This window comes from Streptomyces chengmaiensis (genome assembly GCF_029846775.1).
In the GTDB taxonomy this organism is placed as follows: domain Bacteria; phylum Actinomycetota; class Actinomycetes; order Streptomycetales; family Streptomycetaceae; genus Streptomyces; species Streptomyces chengmaiensis.
In genome coordinates, this window is the sequence record NZ_JARWBG010000086.1 from 1 (window position 1) to 15,855 (window position 15,855).

The following is a 15,855-nucleotide window of genomic DNA, read 5'->3' on the forward strand; positions in this document are numbered from 1 at the left end:
ACCTCCGGATGGATGTCGAACGGCTCCCCGATGATGTCCCCGACCGTCATCCGCGGATTCAACGAGGTGTACGGGTCCTGGAACACCATCTGGATATTGCGGCGCACCGCCTTCAGCGCCCGCCCCGACAGCCTGGTGATGTCCTCGCCCTTGTAGCGGATGCTTCCCGAGGTGGGCTGTTCGAGCTGTACCAGCATCCTGGCGAGCGTGGACTTGCCGCAGCCCGACTCGCCTACCACGCCGAGGGTCTCACCGGCCATCAGGTCCAGATCCACGCCGTCGACGGCTTTGACCGCGCCGATCTGCTTCTTGAAGAGGATGCCCTGGGTGAGCGGGTAGTGCTTGTAGAGATCGCGGACCTCGAGGATCGGCTCGCCGGGCTTCGCCGTCCCGGCCGCCGTCTCGGCGACGGTCTCAGCCACGGATGGCCTCCTCCCAGAAGTGGCAGGCGCTTCTGCGGGTCCTCGAGACCTCGTACAGCGGCGGCTCGTCGGTGCGGCACACATCCCGGGCCAGCGGGCAGCGCGGGTTGAAGGCGCACCCCGGCGGGATGCGCGTCAGGTTGGGCGGCAGGCCCTTGATCGCGTACAGCTCCTGGCCCTTCTGGTCCAGACGGGGGATCGACTCCAGCAGTCCGCGGGTGTAGGGGTGGGCGGGCGCCTTGTAGATGTCGTGTACGGGGGCGGTCTCCACGATCCGTCCCGCGTACATCACCGCGATCTTGTCGGCCACATCCGCGACCACACCCAGATCGTGGGTGATCAGGATCAGACCCATGTTGTACTCGCGCTGCAACNCCAGCGCCGTCGTCGGCTCGTCGGCGATGATCAGATCCGGCTCCAGAGCCAGCGCCATCGCGATCATGATGCGCTGACGCATACCGCCCGAGAACTGGTGGGGATACTGCCGCACCCGCTCCCGGGCCGCCGGGATGCGCACCCGGTCCATCAGCTCGACCGCTTTCGCCCGCGCGTCCTTGCGGGACATGCCCCGGTGCACGGTGAACATCTCGCCGAGCTGGTCCCCCACGGTCAGCACGGGGTTCAGCGCGGAGAGCGCGTCCTGGAAGATCATGGCCATGCCCGAGCCGCGGAGCTTGCGCCGCTCGTCCTCCTTGAGCTTCAGCAGATCCCGGCCCTTGAAGAGGATCTCGCCGCCTGCGATCTTCCCTGGGGGGATGTCGAGGATGCCCATGACGGCTTGCGCGGTGACGGACTTGCCCGACCCGGACTCACCGAGCACGGCGAGCGTCTCGCCCGCCTCCACGGTGTAGTTGACGCCGTTCACGGCCTTGGCGACGCCGTCCCTCGTATGGAACTCCACGTGCAGATCGCGCACTTCGAGCAGCATGGGCGGGCCCTTCCTCAGCGCAGCTTGGGGTCGAGGGCGTCGCGCACCGCGTCGCCGAGCATGATGAACGCCAGCACCGTGATCGCCAGCGCGCCCGCCGGCCAGAGCAGCATGTGCGGCGCGTTGCGCACGTACGGGGACGCGGACGAGATGTCGATGCCCCAGGAGACGGTGGGCGGCTTCAGCCCGACGCCGAGGTACGACAGGGTGGCCTCCAGGGCGATGTACGTGCCGAGCGCGATGGTCGCCACCACGATCACGGGCGCGACCGCGTTGGGCGCGATATGGCGCAACAGCATCCGGCTGCTGGACGCGCCGAGCGCCCGCGCCGCCTGGACGTAGTCGTTCTGTTTGGCGGTGATGACCGAGCCGCGGGCGATGCGGGAGATCTGCGGCCAGCCGAGGAGCACCATGAAGCCGATGACCGGCCAGATAGTGGAGCTGGTGACGACGGAGAGCAGGACCAGCCCGCCGAGGACGACCGGGATGCCGAAGAAGATGTCGGCGACCCGGGACAGGGCCGCGTCCCAGCCGCGCCCGAAGAAGCCGGCGAACCCGCCGAGCGCCGAGCCGAGCAGGGCGACCCCGAGCGTGGCGAGGATGCCGACGGAGACGGATGTACGGGCTCCGTAGACGACGCGCGTGTAGACGTCGCAGCCCTGTCCGTTGAAGCCGAAGGGGTGGCCGGGCTGGGAGCCCTGTTGGGCCTTGGACAGATCGCAGTCCAAGGGGCTGCCCGAAGCGATCGCAGACGGCCACAGGGAGATGAAGATCAGAAAGAGAATGATCAGTCCGGAGATGATGAAGACCGGGTTGCGGCGCAGATCGTGCCAGGCGTCGGACCAGAGGCTGCGAGGCTTCTCGGCCGGCCCGGTGCCCTCGGGACCGTCCGGGGTCTTCTCCAGCGTCTCGCTCTCGTCCATGGCGAAGTCCATGGCCCCGCCCTGGCCGGTCGGGGCCATGGCCTGATCCTCGTGATCGTCGTACGGGAGCTTGGGATGCCGTGACGGCTGCGACTCCGGCGGATCCGGTCGCTCCGGCGCATCCGCCGGCTGCGGTTCCTGCGGTGGCTGCTCAGGCATACCGGATCCTCGGGTCGAGTACGGCGTACAGGAGGTCGACCAGCAGGTTGGCCAGCAGGAAGACGAGCACGAGCACGGTGACGAAGCCGACGACGGTCTGGCTGCTCTGCCGCACGATGCCCTGGTAGAGCTGGTAGCCCACGCCGTGGATGTTGAAGATGCGTTCGGTGACGATGGCCCCGCCCATCAGCGCGCCGATGTCGGTGCCGATAAAGGTGACCACGGGAATCAGCGAGTTCCGCAGCAGATGCCTGCTGATCACCCGCCGCCGGGGCAGGCCTTTCGCCTTGGCGGTGCGGACGTAGTCGGAGCGGGTGTTCTCCGCGATGGAGGTGCGGGTGAGCCGGGTGACGTACGCGAGGGAGACGGAGGCGAGGACGAGCCCGGGCAGGATCAGTTCGTCGAGCGGCGCCTCGGGGGAGACGGCCGGGCGGATCAGATCCCATTTCACGCCGAAGAGCAGTTGCGCGAGCAGCCCGGTGACGAAGGTCGGGACCGAGATCACGACCAGGGTGAGGACCAGAACGCTCGTGTCGACGGGGCGGCCGCGCCGCAGCCCGGTGACGACCCCGAGGCTGATGCCGATGATGATCTCGAAGACGATGGCGACCAGGGTGAGCCGGATGGTGATGGGGAAGGCGTCGGCCATCAGGTCGATCACCGGCTGGCCGTTGAACGCGGTGCCGAAGTCCCCGGTGAACAGGTTCCCCATGTAGGTCAGGTATTGCTGCCACAGCGGCTTGTCGAGTCCGAACTCCTGACGCAGCTGGGCCTCGGTGGCCGGATCGCAGGCCCGCTCGCCGCACAGTCCCGCGATGGGGTCGCCCATCACATTCACCATGAGGAAGATCAGCAAGGTGGCGCCGAAGAAGACCGGGACCATCTGCAGCAGACGCCGGATCACATAGCGTCCCATCGAGGCTCCTCGGACGAAGGGAGACGGGGGACGGCCCGGCACGCGGGGTGTGCCGGGCCGTGGGGATCCGGGTCAGTTGACCGTGATCTCGTTGTAGACCGGGACGCTGAAGGGGTTGAGCTTCACATTGGAGATGCGCTGCGAGTAGCCCGCGCTGCCGTTCTGGTACCAGAGCGGGACGGCGGCCATGTCGTCGCGGACGATCTCCTCCGCCTGGATGAAGGTGTCGACGGCCGTGGCCATGTCGCTCTCGGCGTTGGCCTGGTCGACGAGTTCGTCGAACTGCTCGTTGCTCCACTTGCCGTCGTTGGAAGAGGCGTTGGTGTAGTAGAGCGGCTCCAGGAAGTTCTGGATCAGCGGGTAGTCCATCTGCCAGCCGGCCCGGAACGGACCGGTCATCCGGCTCTGGGTGATCTGATTGCGGAAGTCCGCGAAGGTGCCGATGGGGTTGCCGACGCAGGCCTGTTCGTTGTCCAGTGCGTTGTTGATGCTGTTGCAGACGGCGTCGACCCACTCCTTGTGCGAGCCGGTGTCGGCGTTGTACGAGATGGTCATCCGGCCGCCGGGCAGGCCCCCGCCCTCCTCGATCAGGCTCTTGGCCGCATCCGGGTCGTACTCGCAGAACTCGCCGCAGAGATTGTCCCGGTAGCCGCCCTCCTCGCCGAGGACGGGCGAGGTCCAGTCCTTGGCGGGGGTGCGGGTGTTCTGGAAGATCGTCTGGGTGATCTGGTCCCGGTTGATCGCCCGGGAGATGCCCTTGCGGACCTTGTCGCTGTCCGGGGTGTTCCAGGCGGGGTCGTAATAGGGGAAGGCGAGTGTCTGGATGATGCCGGCGGGGGTGTTGATGTAGCGGTCGCCGAGGTCGGCCTCGACGTTGGCCAGCTGGGAGGCGGGGATGTCGTCGACGAGGTCCAGATTGCCCGCGGTCAGATCGGTGTAGGCGGTCGTGTTGTCCGTGTAGACGTTGAGGTCGATGCCGCCGTTCTGGGCCTTGTCGTCACCCGGGTAGTCGTCCCAGCGGCGCAACGACATCTTGGAGCCGCGCTGGTACGAGTCGACGGCGTACGGCCCGTTCCCGACGGGCTTGGCCAGCCAGGCGTCGTGGTCGTCGAAGAACGCCTGGGGCAGCGGCGCGAAGGCGGCGTAGCCGAGGGTGTCGGGCCAGGTGGAGAACTGCGCGCTGAGCTGGACCGTGAAGCTCGTGTCGTCGACGACCTTCAGTCCGCTCATGGTCTCGGCGGTGGGCTGACCCTCCTCCGGGTGCACGTCGTCGTAGCCGGCGATGTCGCTGAAGAAGAAGGCGTTGCGCTGGTTGTTCTCCAGGTACGCGCCGTAGTTCCAGGCGTCGACGAAGGACTGGGCGGTGACGGCCTCGCCGTTGGAGAAGGTCCAGCCGTCCTTGAGTGTGATGGTGAAGTTGATCGAGTCGTCCGTCTCGATCGACTCGGCGAGCATGTCCTCGGCCGCACCGGTCTCCGGGTTGTAGCGCTTGAGCCCACGGAAGATCATGTCGAGGACCTTGCCGCCCTGCACCTCGTTGGTGTTGGCCGGCTCCAGGGGGTTCTGGGGGTCTCCCCACGAGGAGGTCACGATGCCGTCGGAGCCGCCGCCCCCGGTGTCGCTGTCGCCTCCGCCGCAGGCCGTGGCCGCGAGGGCGACGACAAGTGCGCAGGCGACCCATCTGGCGTGCGTGGCTCCACGCATGGAGTGCCTCCTCGGGTCAACGTCATACGCTGACCGTCATATCACTGCATAGCGGGGCGAAACGCGCTTTCACTTGGTGCGGGGGTGAGGGGGTGCTCCGAATGGCGGAGCGGCCTCCGGCCCGGCCGGGAGAGCGGTACGGAGCGGCCCCCGGCCCGGCCGGGAGAGCGGTACGGAGCGGCCCCCGGCCCGGCCGGGAAGCGTACGGAGCGGCCTCCTCCCGGCCGCCCGCCCATGTGGGGGCGTCGCTCCCGGCCTGCGCTTGCCCGACGGGGGCGGGTCAGGGTGGGTTGTTCTCCCCCAGCCCGCCCCTTCCCGAAACCGGGGGCAGGCCCCCAGACCCCGGTACGGCCTGAAGGCCGTGTCCTCAAACCCCGGACGGGCTGGATTCCCCAGCCCGTCCGGCGTTGAGGATGGCCACACCAAACCTCGCCGGCGATCGAGGACCGGCACACCAAGCCTCACCGTCGCTTGAGGACCGGCACACCAAGCCTCACCGTCGCTTGAGGACCGGCACACCAAGCCTCACCGTCGCTTGAGGCGCGGGGTCCGGGGGCGAAGCCCCCGTAGAACGGGGTCCGAGGGCGGAGCCCCGGTTTCGGGAAGCCTCGATGCTCCAGAGTCATAGTTCTGGAGTGGTCGGCCACTTCCCCGAGACGCGACGTTCCCTGGTCGCTCGGGGCGTGTCCGATCCGGACGCCTGGGCTCGTCTACGTCCGCTGTGCACGTCGTGCCACAACCGCGAGACCGCGAAGCATCAACCGGGCGGTTGCGCTGCCGAGCGTGTCAAGCCTCGCTGCCGGTGACCCTGACCAGGGGGTGATCCCCTCTCCGAGCCGCAAAAGAACGGCAGGGAGGGAAAGACTCGCATGGCTCATTAGAGCGTTTCTGTGGAGCCCTCTTTACGATCGCGGACCACGCAGCCATAGCCCCGTCATGCTTCCCGAACGGGGGTTTGTCGGGGCTCTCGCTATGCCGGGACCAGCTCGGGCCGGACGACGGCACGGGCGCGCTCGTACAGCGCTTGCGCATCATGGTTCCGAGCATGGGGCCGAATCAGGTTGAACATGTCCGTCATGCGCTTGTCGATACGGCCCGAGTTGACTAGGGGGTAATCGTCCAGCGCGAGCCCCCACGTTTGGCACGCGGCTTCGAGATGGCCCACGGATAGCTGCCGCTCGGCGAGGATCGCACGTTCCTTGACGCGCGTCCGTCGATAGATGCTGTACCGAAGCCGGTCCGATTCCTGCATGGCGGCAACGGCCCCGTGTACGTCGCCCATTTCGAAGCGCACTTGGCTGGTGTGGTAGTTGAGCGCTGCGGGGTCGTACGAGCCGAAGACCTTGCCGCGGGACTCTGCCTTGTCCATGGCCGCTTCCGCTTCCTGCAAGTACATGAGTGCGGACCGTCGGTCTCCGGTCTGCGCGGCCGCATGTGCTTGCTGACCAGCGAGGAAGGCGCGCATCCGGGGTCCCGCTTGCGGGGAGGACGACGCCGCAGCATCCGCAAGCCGCTTAGCCATCGGGCCTTGATGGAGGTCCACCGCTTGCACGCTCATGCCGCGGAGCGTGGTGCAGTACGTCAGGTGATCTTCCGACGCTCCCGCAAGCTCTAGCGCTTTCAGGTAGTAGCGCTGCGCGAGCCCGTGCAAACCCTCATCAACCGCCATGTATCCGGTGAGGTAGCAGAGGTCGGATGCCGCCGACATCATCGCTTTGCGCACGTCCTCGGGACCGTCCGTGCGCAGGAATGGCGCAACGGTGTTCACCAGGAAGGTTGCGGCGAGGGGACGGGCGGTACGGCCCCCGAATTGGTCGTCCATGGACGAGAGCTGTTCCGTCATGGCAGTGACCGTGTGCACGTCGGACATGCCGATTCGGGTTCGTGTCCCCTTCTGCGCAGCTTCCATGCGTCCCACCGCGTCCGGCCACTCAGGGACTGTCAGCGCGACCGGCCGCCCTGCGCTGGTGCTCGGCTTCGGCAAGCTCGGCAGCTCCATTGCCCGTCTGCTCCACGCCAAGGGTTTGCACGTCACGGTGTACGACATCGACCCGGTACGGCGGGCACAGGCTCTGTCGCAGGGATTCAGCGTAGCCCGAGACCGGGACGGAGCGTTGAAGAACGCGGGGCTCGTCCTGTGCGCCACGGGCTCACTGTCCCTGCGGGGCGAGGACTTCCCCGAACTCAGGAACGGGGCCTATGTCGCCACCGTGACCAGCTCGGAAGACGAGTTGGAGTTGGAGGGGTTGCCGGACGGCTACACCAGGAACACCGCGGGAGAGCACGTCACCCGCTACAGCACGACCGGCCACTACTTCTACTTGCTCAACGGGGGCGAGGCGGTGAATTTCATCCACGGTGCGTCCGTGGGACCGTTCATCTTCCTGGTACAGGCGGAGATCATCGCGAGCGTGCGTGCCCTCGCCCATGGTGACCTTGACGCCACGATGCACGAGGTAGCGGCGGCCGACCGAAGCAAAATCGCCGCCACCTGGCTCCACTACTACAACAACAGGTGAACCATGCCGATCACTCCCGAACACATCCGCGAGACCGTCACCGGGTACACCTCAGCTCACCCGGAGGAAAAGCCCGCGCTGTCCATCGTCCTACAACGGCTGGACGATGGAGACGACCTCACCAGCCGCAAGACGTTCCCGCTGCACGTCACCGCGGGGGCGGTGCTGGCCAACGAGAACGGCGACGTGCTGTTCATCCGACACAACGCGCTCGGGAAATACCTCACTCCGGGCGGGCACCTGGAGCCCGAGGACGTGAACCTGACGGGTGCCGCGCTCCGTGAGCTGACCGAGGAGACCGGCATTCGTGCGAGCGTCACGCCCCTTCTTCCCGGCCCCGTCCACATCGACGTGCACGACATTCCCGCGAACGACGCCAAGGGCGAGCCGGCTCACCAGCACGCTGACGTGAGATACCTGTTCGGCACCAAGGGACCCGTGGACGTGACGTTGCAGCACGAGGAGGTGAGCGCGTCCGAGTGGCGGAGCCCGGACGCCCTCGCCGACGAGACGTTGCGGAATCGGGTCCTCGCTGCCATCCGGTAGACCCCGGCACGGTGGCCCACTCGTTCAACGGCTCACAGTGCCGGACCGTGGCACTTCCGACCGGACCGGCCTCGAGCACGGGCAGACGTGCCCGGACGAGCGGACGCGCTCGGCTCCCGCCCGGGGCCGCCCCTTCACTGGGGTGCCGCTTCCACGGCCACGCGCACCCGGCGGCCCCGCATCCCACGCGCCCCCCCTGGGACGCCCTGGGACGCTCAGACGACCATGTGACTCCACGTTCGCGCGTCCGCCGCGCCGTCGGGCGGGAGGCCCTTCCCGCGCTGGAAGGACGACAGCGCGGCCCGCGTCGCACGGCCGAACCGGCCGTCGACCGCGATGGAGTGGCCCCGCGAGACCAGCTGGCTCTGCACGGCCTTCACCGCGTCGTCCGTGTCTCCGCGGCCCACCGGGATGATGAGCTGGTTCCAGGTCTGCCGCCCCGCGATGCCGTCGACCGACGCCTTCTTCAGCTTCTGGAAGTCCCGCACGGCCGTCTCGGTGAGCGGCCCGAAGGCGCCGTCGGGGGTGAGCGACGCTCCGTGCCCCACCAGCAGGTGCTGCAGGGTCTTCACACGCTCCCCGGAGTCCCCCGAACGCAGCAGCGGCCAGACCGGCGCGGCCGGATCGCCGCCGATCGCCGCCGCGACGTCGGCGCGCAGCTTCGGCAGCAGGTCGTAGAGGCGGTCGCCGGGGCAGGAGGTCTGGTTGAAGTCGCGGTGGCCGTAGATCTGGTAGGCGCGCAGCCGGTACTGGCGGCAGATGTGTGCGCACAGCCTCACCAGCGCGGCGTACTGTGCGGTGCGCGGCTCCACGGAGGTGTATGTGCCTTCCGTCTCGATGCCGACGGCGACCGTGTTCTGACCGGTGCTGTGGGACGACTCCACCTGCCTGTTCCCGTCCTGGAGCGCGGCGGCGCTGCGGTGCCGGCCCTCCAGGATGTGCGCGCCCCGGCTGACCGTGAAGTGCTGGCCGGTGTCGATCCAGCCGTTGGCGTCCATGTGGTGCTTCTGCACCGAGCGGGCGAAGGCGAACGAGTGGGCCTTGGAATGGTCGGCGCTGTTCGCGGTCGCCGTGTGATGCACGATGATCTTGTGTGGGCCGGTCCGGAGCAGCTTCACGGGCTCGCTGGGCGGCCGGGCGCCCCACACCGCACAGCCGGAGATCACCGGGTCGGCCGCGTGCGCCTGTCCGGCCGCGGCGAACGGCAGGACGCCCGCCGCCCCCAGCGCGAGCGCGCCGCCGAGCAGTGCGCGCCGGGTCGGCTGCGGCGGATGGTCCGCAGGGGCCGGGCAGGGCGGGTACTCCGCGCGGCCCAGGAAGTCCCCGTGGGCCGAGTAGCCCCCGTAGGCCCAGTAGCCCCCGTGGTCCGGGCAGGACGGGCAGCCCGCGCGGCCCGGGCAGGCAAGGTGGTCCGGGTCGTCCGGGCGGTCCGGGCGGTCCGGGCGGTCCGGGCGGTCCGGGCGGTCCGGGCGGTCCGGGTACGGCTTAGCGATCTGCGTCATCGTCAGTTCCTTCCGGAGGCATGGGGCTTGGTACGAGCCCTTGCCCAAGCCTCCAGGAGGACCGGGGCCTTCAGCAGGCGTCCCACGGCCCGGTGTGTCGACCCGGGACAACGCGGGACGGAGGGGGACGCGGAGACTGAGAGACAAAGACAGAGAGACAGAGAGACAGAGAGACGCGAAGGCGCCCGGAACCCCTGCGGGGGTTCCGGGCGCCTTCGGCTATCGGCCTCGCGACTGCTCAGGCGGCGTGGACGACGTCCTTGTCCTCGGCGAAGTGGCACGCCGATTCATGCGCCGCCGGGGAGTCGGAGCCCTGGAAGCGCTCGGGGACCGCCAGCAGCGGCACCTCCTCGGCGCACTTGTCCTGGGCCTTCCAGCAGCGGGTGCGGAAGCGGCAGCCGGAGGGCGGGTTCGCCGGCGAGGGGACGTCACCGGTGAGGATGATCCGCTCGCGGCCTTCGCGGGCCTCCGGGTCCGGCACCGGGACCGCGGAGAGCAGGGCCTGGGTGTAGGGGTGGGTGGGGTGGTCGTAGATCTCGGCGTCCNAGGTTGATGACCTGCGCCTGCACCGAGACGTCGAGCGCGGAGACCGGCTCGTCGCAGATGATGATCTCGGGGTTGAGCGCGAGTCCGCGGGCGATGCCGATGCGCTGGCGCTGGCCGCCGGAGAACTGGTGCGGATAGCGGTTGATGTACTCCGGGTTCAGACCCACCACATCGAGCAGCTCCTGCACCCGACGCCGCCGGTCGCCCTTCGGCGCGACCTCCGGATGGATGTCGAACGGCTCCCCGATGATGTCCCCGACCGTCATCCGCGGATTCAACGAGGTGTACGGGTCCTGGAACACCATCTGGATATTGCGGCGCACCGCCTTCAGCGCCCGCCCCGACAGCCTGGTGATGTCCTCGCCCTTGTAGNACCTCCGGATGGATGTCGAACGGCTCCCCGATGATGTCCCCGACCGTCATCCGCGGATTCAACGAGGTGTACGGGTCCTGGAACACCATCTGGATATTGCGGCGCACCGCCTTCAGCGCCCGCCCCGACAGCCTGGTGATGTCCTCGCCCTTGTAGAACACCTCGCCGGAGGTGGCGGTCTCCAGCGTCATCAGCAGCTTGGCGACGGTGGACTTGCCGCAGCCGGACTCGCCGACGATGCCGAGGGTCTCGCCCTTGTAGAGGTCGAAGGAGACGCCGTCGACGGCCTTGACCGCGCCGATCTTCCGCCTGAACAGGATGCCCTGGGTCAGCGGGAAGTGCTTGACCAGATTGCGCACCTGGAGGATGGGCTCACCGCGCCGGGCCGGGGCGCTCGCGGCCTCGGGCTGCTCGGCGGTCGCGTCGACGGCCTCCGACTGGGCCTCGTCCTTCTTCGGCTCAGCCATGGATCGTCTCCTTCCAGAAGTGGCACGCGCTTCCGCGGCCGGGCAGCTCACTGCCGTCCTGCTCGGTCACCGGCGCCAGCGCCGGGATCTCGGTACGGCAGAGGTCGTCCGCCTTGGGGCAGCGCGGGTTGAACGCGCAGCCGGTGGGGATGCGCGTCAGGTTGGGCGGCAGGCCCTTGATCGCGTACAGCTCCTGGCCCTTCTGGTCCAGGCGCGGGATCGAGTCGAGCAGACCGCGGGTGTACGGGTGCGCCGGGCGCTTGTACAGCTCGTGTACGGGGGCGGTCTCCACGATCCGTCCCGCGTACATCACCGCGATCTTGTCGGCCACATCCGCGACCACACCCAGATCGTGGGTGATCAGGATCAGACCCATGTTGTACTCGCGCTGCAACTCCGCGAGCAGCTCCATCACCTGCGCCTGCACGGTCACGTCCAGCGCCGTCGTCGGCTCGTCGGCGATGATCAGATCCGGCTCCAGANCGGGTAGTCGTTGACCCGGGCCCTGGCGGCCGGGATCTTCACCCGGTCCATCAGCTCGATGGCCTTGGCCTTCGCGTCCTTCTTGGACAGGCCCTGGTGCACCCGGAACATCTCGCCGAGCTGATAGCCGACGGAGAGCACGGGGTTGAGGGAGGACAGCGCGTCCTGGAAGATCATCGCGATCTTCCGGCCGCGGAGCCGCCGCCGCTCGTCCGAGGACATGGTGAGCATGTCCTCGCCGCGGAAGAGGATCTCGCCCTTGGGGATGCGTCCGGGCGGCATGTCGAGGATGCCCATGATCGCCTGCGCGGTGACGGACTTGCCGGAGCCGGACTCGCCGAGCACGGCGAGCGTCTCTCCGGCGTCCACGGTGTAGTTGACGCCGTTGACGGCCTTGGCGACGCCGTCACGGGTGTGGAACTCCACGTGGAGGTCGCGGACTTGCAGCAGCGGATGGCCGTTCTCGCCGGCGCCGCGCGGGGCGGGCGCCTCAGCGGCCTTGTCGATGATGGTCATGTACGCCTCCCTCAGCGCAGCTTGGGGTCGAGGGCGTTGCGCACAGCATCGCCGAACATGAGGAACGAGAGCACCGTGATCGAGACCATCACCGACGGCACGATCAGCACATGGGGTGCGTTGCGGAGCTGCTCACGGGCGGAGGAGACGTCGACGCCCCAGGAGACCGTCGGCTCGGTGAGACCGATGCCGAGGAAGGACAGCGTCGCCTCGGCCGCGATGTAGCCGCCGAGGGCGATGGTGGCGACGACGATGATCGGCGCAAGGGCGTTCGGCAGGATGTGCTTCACCAGGATGCGGCTGGTGGAGGCGCCGAGCGCCTTGGCCGCGACGACGTAGTCCGCCTGCTTGATAGTGATCACGGAGCCGCGGGCGACACGTGCGATCTGGGTCCAGCCGAGGAAGGCAAGGGCCAGGATGACGACCCACACCTCGCGCTTCTCGAAGCTGGTGAGGATGACCAGGGCGCCCAGCAGGAACGGGATGCCGAAGAAGACGTCGGTCAGCCGGGAGAGCAGGGTGTCCACCCAGCCGCCGAAGTAGCCGGCGAGCATGCCGACGAGGGTGCCGAGCAGGGTCACCAGGACGGTGACGCCGACGCCGACCATGATCGAGGCCCGGGCCCCGTAGAGCACACGCGCGTAGATCGACCGTCCCTGGCCGTCGTAGCCGAACCAGTCCGGGGAGAAGAAGTGGCTCCAGTTCGGGGCCTGGAGATAGTGGTTGACCAGGTCCGCGTCGCGCGGCGAGGCGCTGGTGAACAGGCTGGGGAAAGTCGCGATGACCAGCAGGATGAAGATCAGCACCGCGGACACCAGGAACAGCGGGTTGCGGCGCAGATCGTGCCAGGCGTCGGACCAGAGGCTGCGTGCCTTGTCGGGCGCGGGCCCGGTGTCGGTGACCGAGGCGTCGACGGCGGCGGCTGTCGCCGCCTCGACGGTCACGTCGGTCTCGGGGGTCGTGGCGGTCTTCTCAGGCATAGCGGATCCTCGGGTCCAGGACCGCGTAGAGCAGGTCGACGAGCAGGCTGGTGAGCAGGAAGACAAGGACGATCAGCGAGGCGATGCCCACGACCGTCGAGCCTTCACGCCGGGTGAGCGCGTCGAAGATGGTCTTGCCGACGCCCTGCACATTGAAGATGCCCTCGGTGACGATGGCGCCGGTCATCAGGTTGCCGATGTCCGTGCCGAGGAAGGTGACCACCGGGATGAGGGAGTTGCGCATCAGATGGACGCCGACGATACGGCGGCGCGGCAGTCCCTTGGCGACGGCGGTGCGCATGTAGTCGGCGCGCAGGTTCTCGGCCATCGAGGTGCGCGTCAGCCGGGCCACATACGCCAGGGAGAGTGAGCCGAGGACCACGGCCGGCAGGAAGAGGTCCCCGAAGTTGTTCGAGTCCTGCACCGTCGGCGTGGTGATGCCCCACTGGAAGGCGAACAGGTACTGCATCAGGTAGCCCAGCACGAACGAGGGCATCGAGATCAGAACCAGCGTCAGGGTGAGCAGACCACGGTCGCGGACGGAGTCCGGACGCAGGCCCGCGATCACACCGAGGCTGATGCCGACGAGCACCGTGAAGGTGAAGGCGAACAGCGTCAGCCGGATGGTCACCGGGAACGCCTGGGCGATGATCTCGGAAATCTCGCGCTTGCTCGCGATCTCGGTGCCGAAGTCGCCCTGCACCAGATGCCACAGATAGGTGGCGTACTGCTGCCAGAGCGGCTGGTCGAGACCGAGGTCGGCTCTGATGTGCGCGACGACGGCGGGGTCGTACGCCTGTTCTCCCATGAGCGCTCTGACGGGGTCGCCGGGGAGCGCGAACATCATGGCGAAGATCAAAAATGTTGACCCGATGAACACCGGGATCATCTGGAGCAGTCGTCGTGCGACGTAGCGCCCCATGGGTGCCTCCGTGAGGGGTTAACGCGGAACGGGGGCTGCCCGTATGCGGACAGCCCCCGGACCTCCGCCGCCGCCGGATGCCCCGGCGGCGGCGGTTGACGGCCGAGTGGGGATGAGGCCCGCAGGCGCTTACTTGGTCGAGACCTGCGTCAGCTCGATGTCACCGTGGAAGTCGACCTTGACGTTGTCGACCTTGTCGCCGTGGCCACCGTTGATGCGGTAGTACCACAGCGGGATGGCGGGCATCTCCTCGAGCAGCTTCTTCTCGACCTCCTGGTAGGCCTTCACGGCCTCGTCCAGGGAGTTCGCCTTGTCGCCTTCCGCCATCATCTTGTCGATCTCCTTGTTGGAGAAACGACCGTTGTTGGACTCGGCGTTGGTGTGGTAAAGCTCCTTGATGAAGTTGACGTTGACCGGGTAGTCGGCCACCCAGCCACCGCGGTACATCGACTTCACCTGGTCGTTGTCACGGGCCTCGAGGTCGGTCGGGAAGTCCGGCTTCGGGTCGCCGACGCAGTCCACGCCGGTGGCCTTGCGGATCGACTCGCAGACCGCGGTCACCCACTCCTTGTGGCCGCCGTCGCTGTTGTACTGGATGAAGAACTTGTTCTCCGGGACGCCGCCGCCCTCGGTGATCAGCTTCTTCGCCTTCTCCGGGTTGTAGGTGAAGACGTCCGTACCCAGGTCCTGGTTGCCCTTGACCTGCGGCGGGGTGAAGCTCGTCGCAGGCGTACGGGTGTTGTTCAGCACCGTCTTGGTGATCGTGTCACGGTCGATCGCCATGGACAGACCCTGCAGGACCTTCGGGTCGATGTCCTTGAAGGTCTTGCTGTAGAAGGCCGGGACCAGCGACTGGATGGCCGCGTACGGCTGCTCGATCGCGCCGTTGCCCAGGTCCTGCTTGTACTTCGGCAGGTCCGTCGGGCCGACCTGGCGGATGATGTCCAGGTTGCCGGAGAGGACGTCCTGGTACGCCGCCTCGACGGTGGTGTAGTTCTTGAACTGGATGCCCTTGTTCGCAGCCTTGTCCGGACCCTTGTAGTCAGGGTTGGCCGCGACCTGGATCAGCTTCTTGTGGGTCCACTTCTCGAACTTGTACGGGCCGTTGCCGACCGGCTTCTGGCCGAACGCCTTCGGGTCGTCGTAGAAGACCTTCGGCAGCGGGGCCCAAGTGGAGTAGCCCAGCTTGTAGTTGAAGTACGGGACCTTGTCCTTCAGCTCGATGGTGAAGGTGGTGTCGTCGACGGCCTTCAGACCCGACATCTTGTCGGCCTTCGGCTCGCCCTTCTCCGGGTGGACGTCGTCGTAGCCGACGATGTCACCGAACCAGAAGCTGTTCTGCTGGTTGTTCTTGATGTTGGCGTACCAGTTCCACGCGTCGATGTACGACTGCGAGGTGACCGCCTCGCCGTTGTGGAACTTCCAGCCCGGCTTGAGCTTGACGGTCCAGGTCTTGGAGTCCTCGGTGCTGACGGACTCGGCGTTGGTGTAGACGATCTCGCCGTTGGCGTCAAAGTCCAGAAGCTGGGTGAAGAGCGCCTGGATGACGTACGAGCCGTTGCTCTCGTTCGTGTCGGCCGGAATCAGCGGCTTCTGCGGCTCACCGACGTCGATCGAGACATAGCCCGCGGGCTTGTTGCCGTTGCCCTTGTCCTTGCCGTCGCCGCTGTCGCTGCTGCCACAGGCAGTGGCCGACATCGCCACGATGATCGCACCCGCGACCCACTTGGCGCTCTTGGCACCGCGCATGGGTTCCTCCTCAAGAGTCCACTTTTCACTACAAGATGGGCATTCGAAGCCGCGCCGACACCCCTGACGGCGCTGAATCTCATGTCCCGAGTGTGCTCGTGAGTCGGCGCTCCCCACAGCGCGTGACCCATTGACCCGAGCTCAGTGGAGCCAACTATTAAGTACGTCCGGGCCGTAAACCACACTTAAAGGGTCTCGTT

At 67.5% G+C, this 15,855-nt stretch carries 10 protein-coding genes and 5 pseudogenes; 2 read left to right on the forward strand and 13 right to left on the reverse strand.

Features of this window, described 5'->3' with window-relative positions:
- The 6 genes and pseudogenes from QCN29_RS34725 to QCN29_RS34750 form a co-directional block, all read right to left on the reverse strand.
- The coding region (locus QCN29_RS34725; protein ID WP_398860589.1) for an ATP-binding cassette domain-containing protein at positions 1-506 on the reverse strand (506 nt) is incomplete at its 3' end.
- Positions 415-1,350, reverse strand: coding sequence for an ABC transporter ATP-binding protein (locus QCN29_RS34730; RefSeq protein ID WP_279933177.1), 936 nt, complete (start codon positions 1,348-1,350; stop codon positions 415-417). The genes QCN29_RS34730 and QCN29_RS34725, both read right to left, overlap by 92 nt.
- 14 nt (positions 1,351-1,364) lie before the next feature.
- Positions 1,365-2,312, reverse strand: a complete 948-nt coding sequence (locus QCN29_RS34735) for an ABC transporter permease (RefSeq protein WP_240136632.1) — start codon at positions 2,310-2,312, stop codon at positions 1,365-1,367.
- A gap of 112 nt (positions 2,313-2,424) precedes the next feature.
- Complete coding sequence (locus tag QCN29_RS34740) at positions 2,425-3,348, reverse strand: ABC transporter permease (RefSeq protein WP_240136631.1); 924 nt, start codon at positions 3,346-3,348, stop codon at positions 2,425-2,427.
- A gap of 72 nt (positions 3,349-3,420) precedes the next feature.
- Complete coding sequence (locus QCN29_RS34745) at positions 3,421-5,052, reverse strand: peptide ABC transporter substrate-binding protein (protein WP_279933178.1); 1,632 nt, start codon at positions 5,050-5,052, stop codon at positions 3,421-3,423.
- Between the two features lie 970 nt (positions 5,053-6,022).
- Positions 6,023-7,003, reverse strand: a pseudogene (locus QCN29_RS34750) (tetratricopeptide repeat protein); the annotation flags it as partial.
- A 1-nt stretch (position 7,004) separates the two neighbouring features.
- Here QCN29_RS34750 and QCN29_RS34755 point away from each other — a divergent pair.
- Both QCN29_RS34755 and QCN29_RS34760 read left to right on the forward strand, forming a co-directional pair.
- Positions 7,005-7,571, forward strand: a pseudogene (locus tag QCN29_RS34755) (NAD(P)-binding domain-containing protein); the annotation flags it as partial.
- A gap of 3 nt (positions 7,572-7,574) precedes the next feature.
- On the forward strand, positions 7,575-8,117 hold the full coding sequence (locus QCN29_RS34760; RefSeq protein ID WP_279933181.1) for an NUDIX hydrolase: 543 nt from the start codon (positions 7,575-7,577) through the stop codon (positions 8,115-8,117).
- 215 nt (positions 8,118-8,332) lie between these two features.
- On the opposite strand, the gene QCN29_RS34765 is transcribed toward QCN29_RS34760, so the two are convergent.
- The 7 genes and pseudogenes from QCN29_RS34765 to QCN29_RS34795 form a co-directional block, all read right to left on the reverse strand.
- Positions 8,333-9,619: a peptidoglycan recognition protein family protein gene (locus QCN29_RS34765; RefSeq protein WP_279933182.1), complete on the reverse strand. Its 1,287-nt coding sequence runs from the start codon at positions 9,617-9,619 to the stop codon at positions 8,333-8,335.
- A gap of 238 nt (positions 9,620-9,857) precedes the next feature.
- Positions 9,858-10,545 (reverse strand): annotated as a pseudogene (locus QCN29_RS34770) (oligopeptide/dipeptide ABC transporter ATP-binding protein); the annotation flags it as partial.
- Positions 10,546-10,552: 7 nt separating this feature from the next.
- Positions 10,553-11,005, reverse strand: a pseudogene (locus tag QCN29_RS34775) (ATP-binding cassette domain-containing protein); the annotation flags it as partial.
- A pseudogene (locus QCN29_RS34780) lies at positions 10,998-12,004 on the reverse strand (ABC transporter ATP-binding protein). The pseudogenes QCN29_RS34780 and QCN29_RS34775, both read right to left, overlap by 8 nt.
- Before the next feature lie 11 nt (positions 12,005-12,015).
- Entirely contained in the window at positions 12,016-12,984 is a 969-nt protein-coding gene (locus QCN29_RS34785; RefSeq protein ID WP_279933184.1) for an ABC transporter permease, read from the reverse strand.
- On the reverse strand, positions 12,977-13,906 hold the full coding sequence (locus QCN29_RS34790; protein ID WP_240136626.1) for an ABC transporter permease: 930 nt from the start codon (positions 13,904-13,906) through the stop codon (positions 12,977-12,979). Before QCN29_RS34790 ends, QCN29_RS34785 begins: the two co-directional genes overlap by 8 nt.
- A gap of 129 nt (positions 13,907-14,035) precedes the next feature.
- Positions 14,036-15,655: a peptide ABC transporter substrate-binding protein gene (locus QCN29_RS34795; RefSeq protein WP_279933186.1), complete on the reverse strand. Its 1,620-nt coding sequence runs from the start codon at positions 15,653-15,655 to the stop codon at positions 14,036-14,038.
- Positions 15,656-15,855: the final 200 nt, after the last annotated feature.

Excerpts from the sequence above, each read along its gene's own strand:
- QCN29_RS34735 (WP_240136632.1), bottom strand. The coding sequence starts at position 2,312 with ATGGCCCCGACCGGCCAGGGCGGGGCCATGGACTTCGCCATGGACGAG.
- QCN29_RS34740 (WP_240136631.1), bottom strand. The coding sequence starts at position 3,348 with ATGGGACGCTATGTGATCCGGCGTCTGCTGCAGATGGTCCCGGTCTTC.
- QCN29_RS34745 (WP_279933178.1), bottom strand. The coding sequence starts at position 5,052 with ATGCGTGGAGCCACGCACGCCAGATGGGTCGCCTGCGCACTTGTCGTC.
- QCN29_RS34760 (WP_279933181.1), top strand. The coding sequence starts at position 7,575 with ATGCCGATCACTCCCGAACACATCCGCGAGACCGTCACCGGGTACACC.
- QCN29_RS34765 (WP_279933182.1), bottom strand. The coding sequence starts at position 9,619 with ATGACGCAGATCGCTAAGCCGTACCCGGACCGCCCGGACCGCCCGGAC.
- QCN29_RS34785 (WP_279933184.1), bottom strand. The coding sequence starts at position 12,984 with ATGCCTGAGAAGACCGCCACGACCCCCGAGACCGACGTGACCGTCGAG.
- QCN29_RS34790 (WP_240136626.1), bottom strand. The coding sequence starts at position 13,906 with ATGGGGCGCTACGTCGCACGACGACTGCTCCAGATGATCCCGGTGTTC.
- QCN29_RS34795 (WP_279933186.1), bottom strand. The coding sequence starts at position 15,655 with ATGCGCGGTGCCAAGAGCGCCAAGTGGGTCGCGGGTGCGATCATCGTG.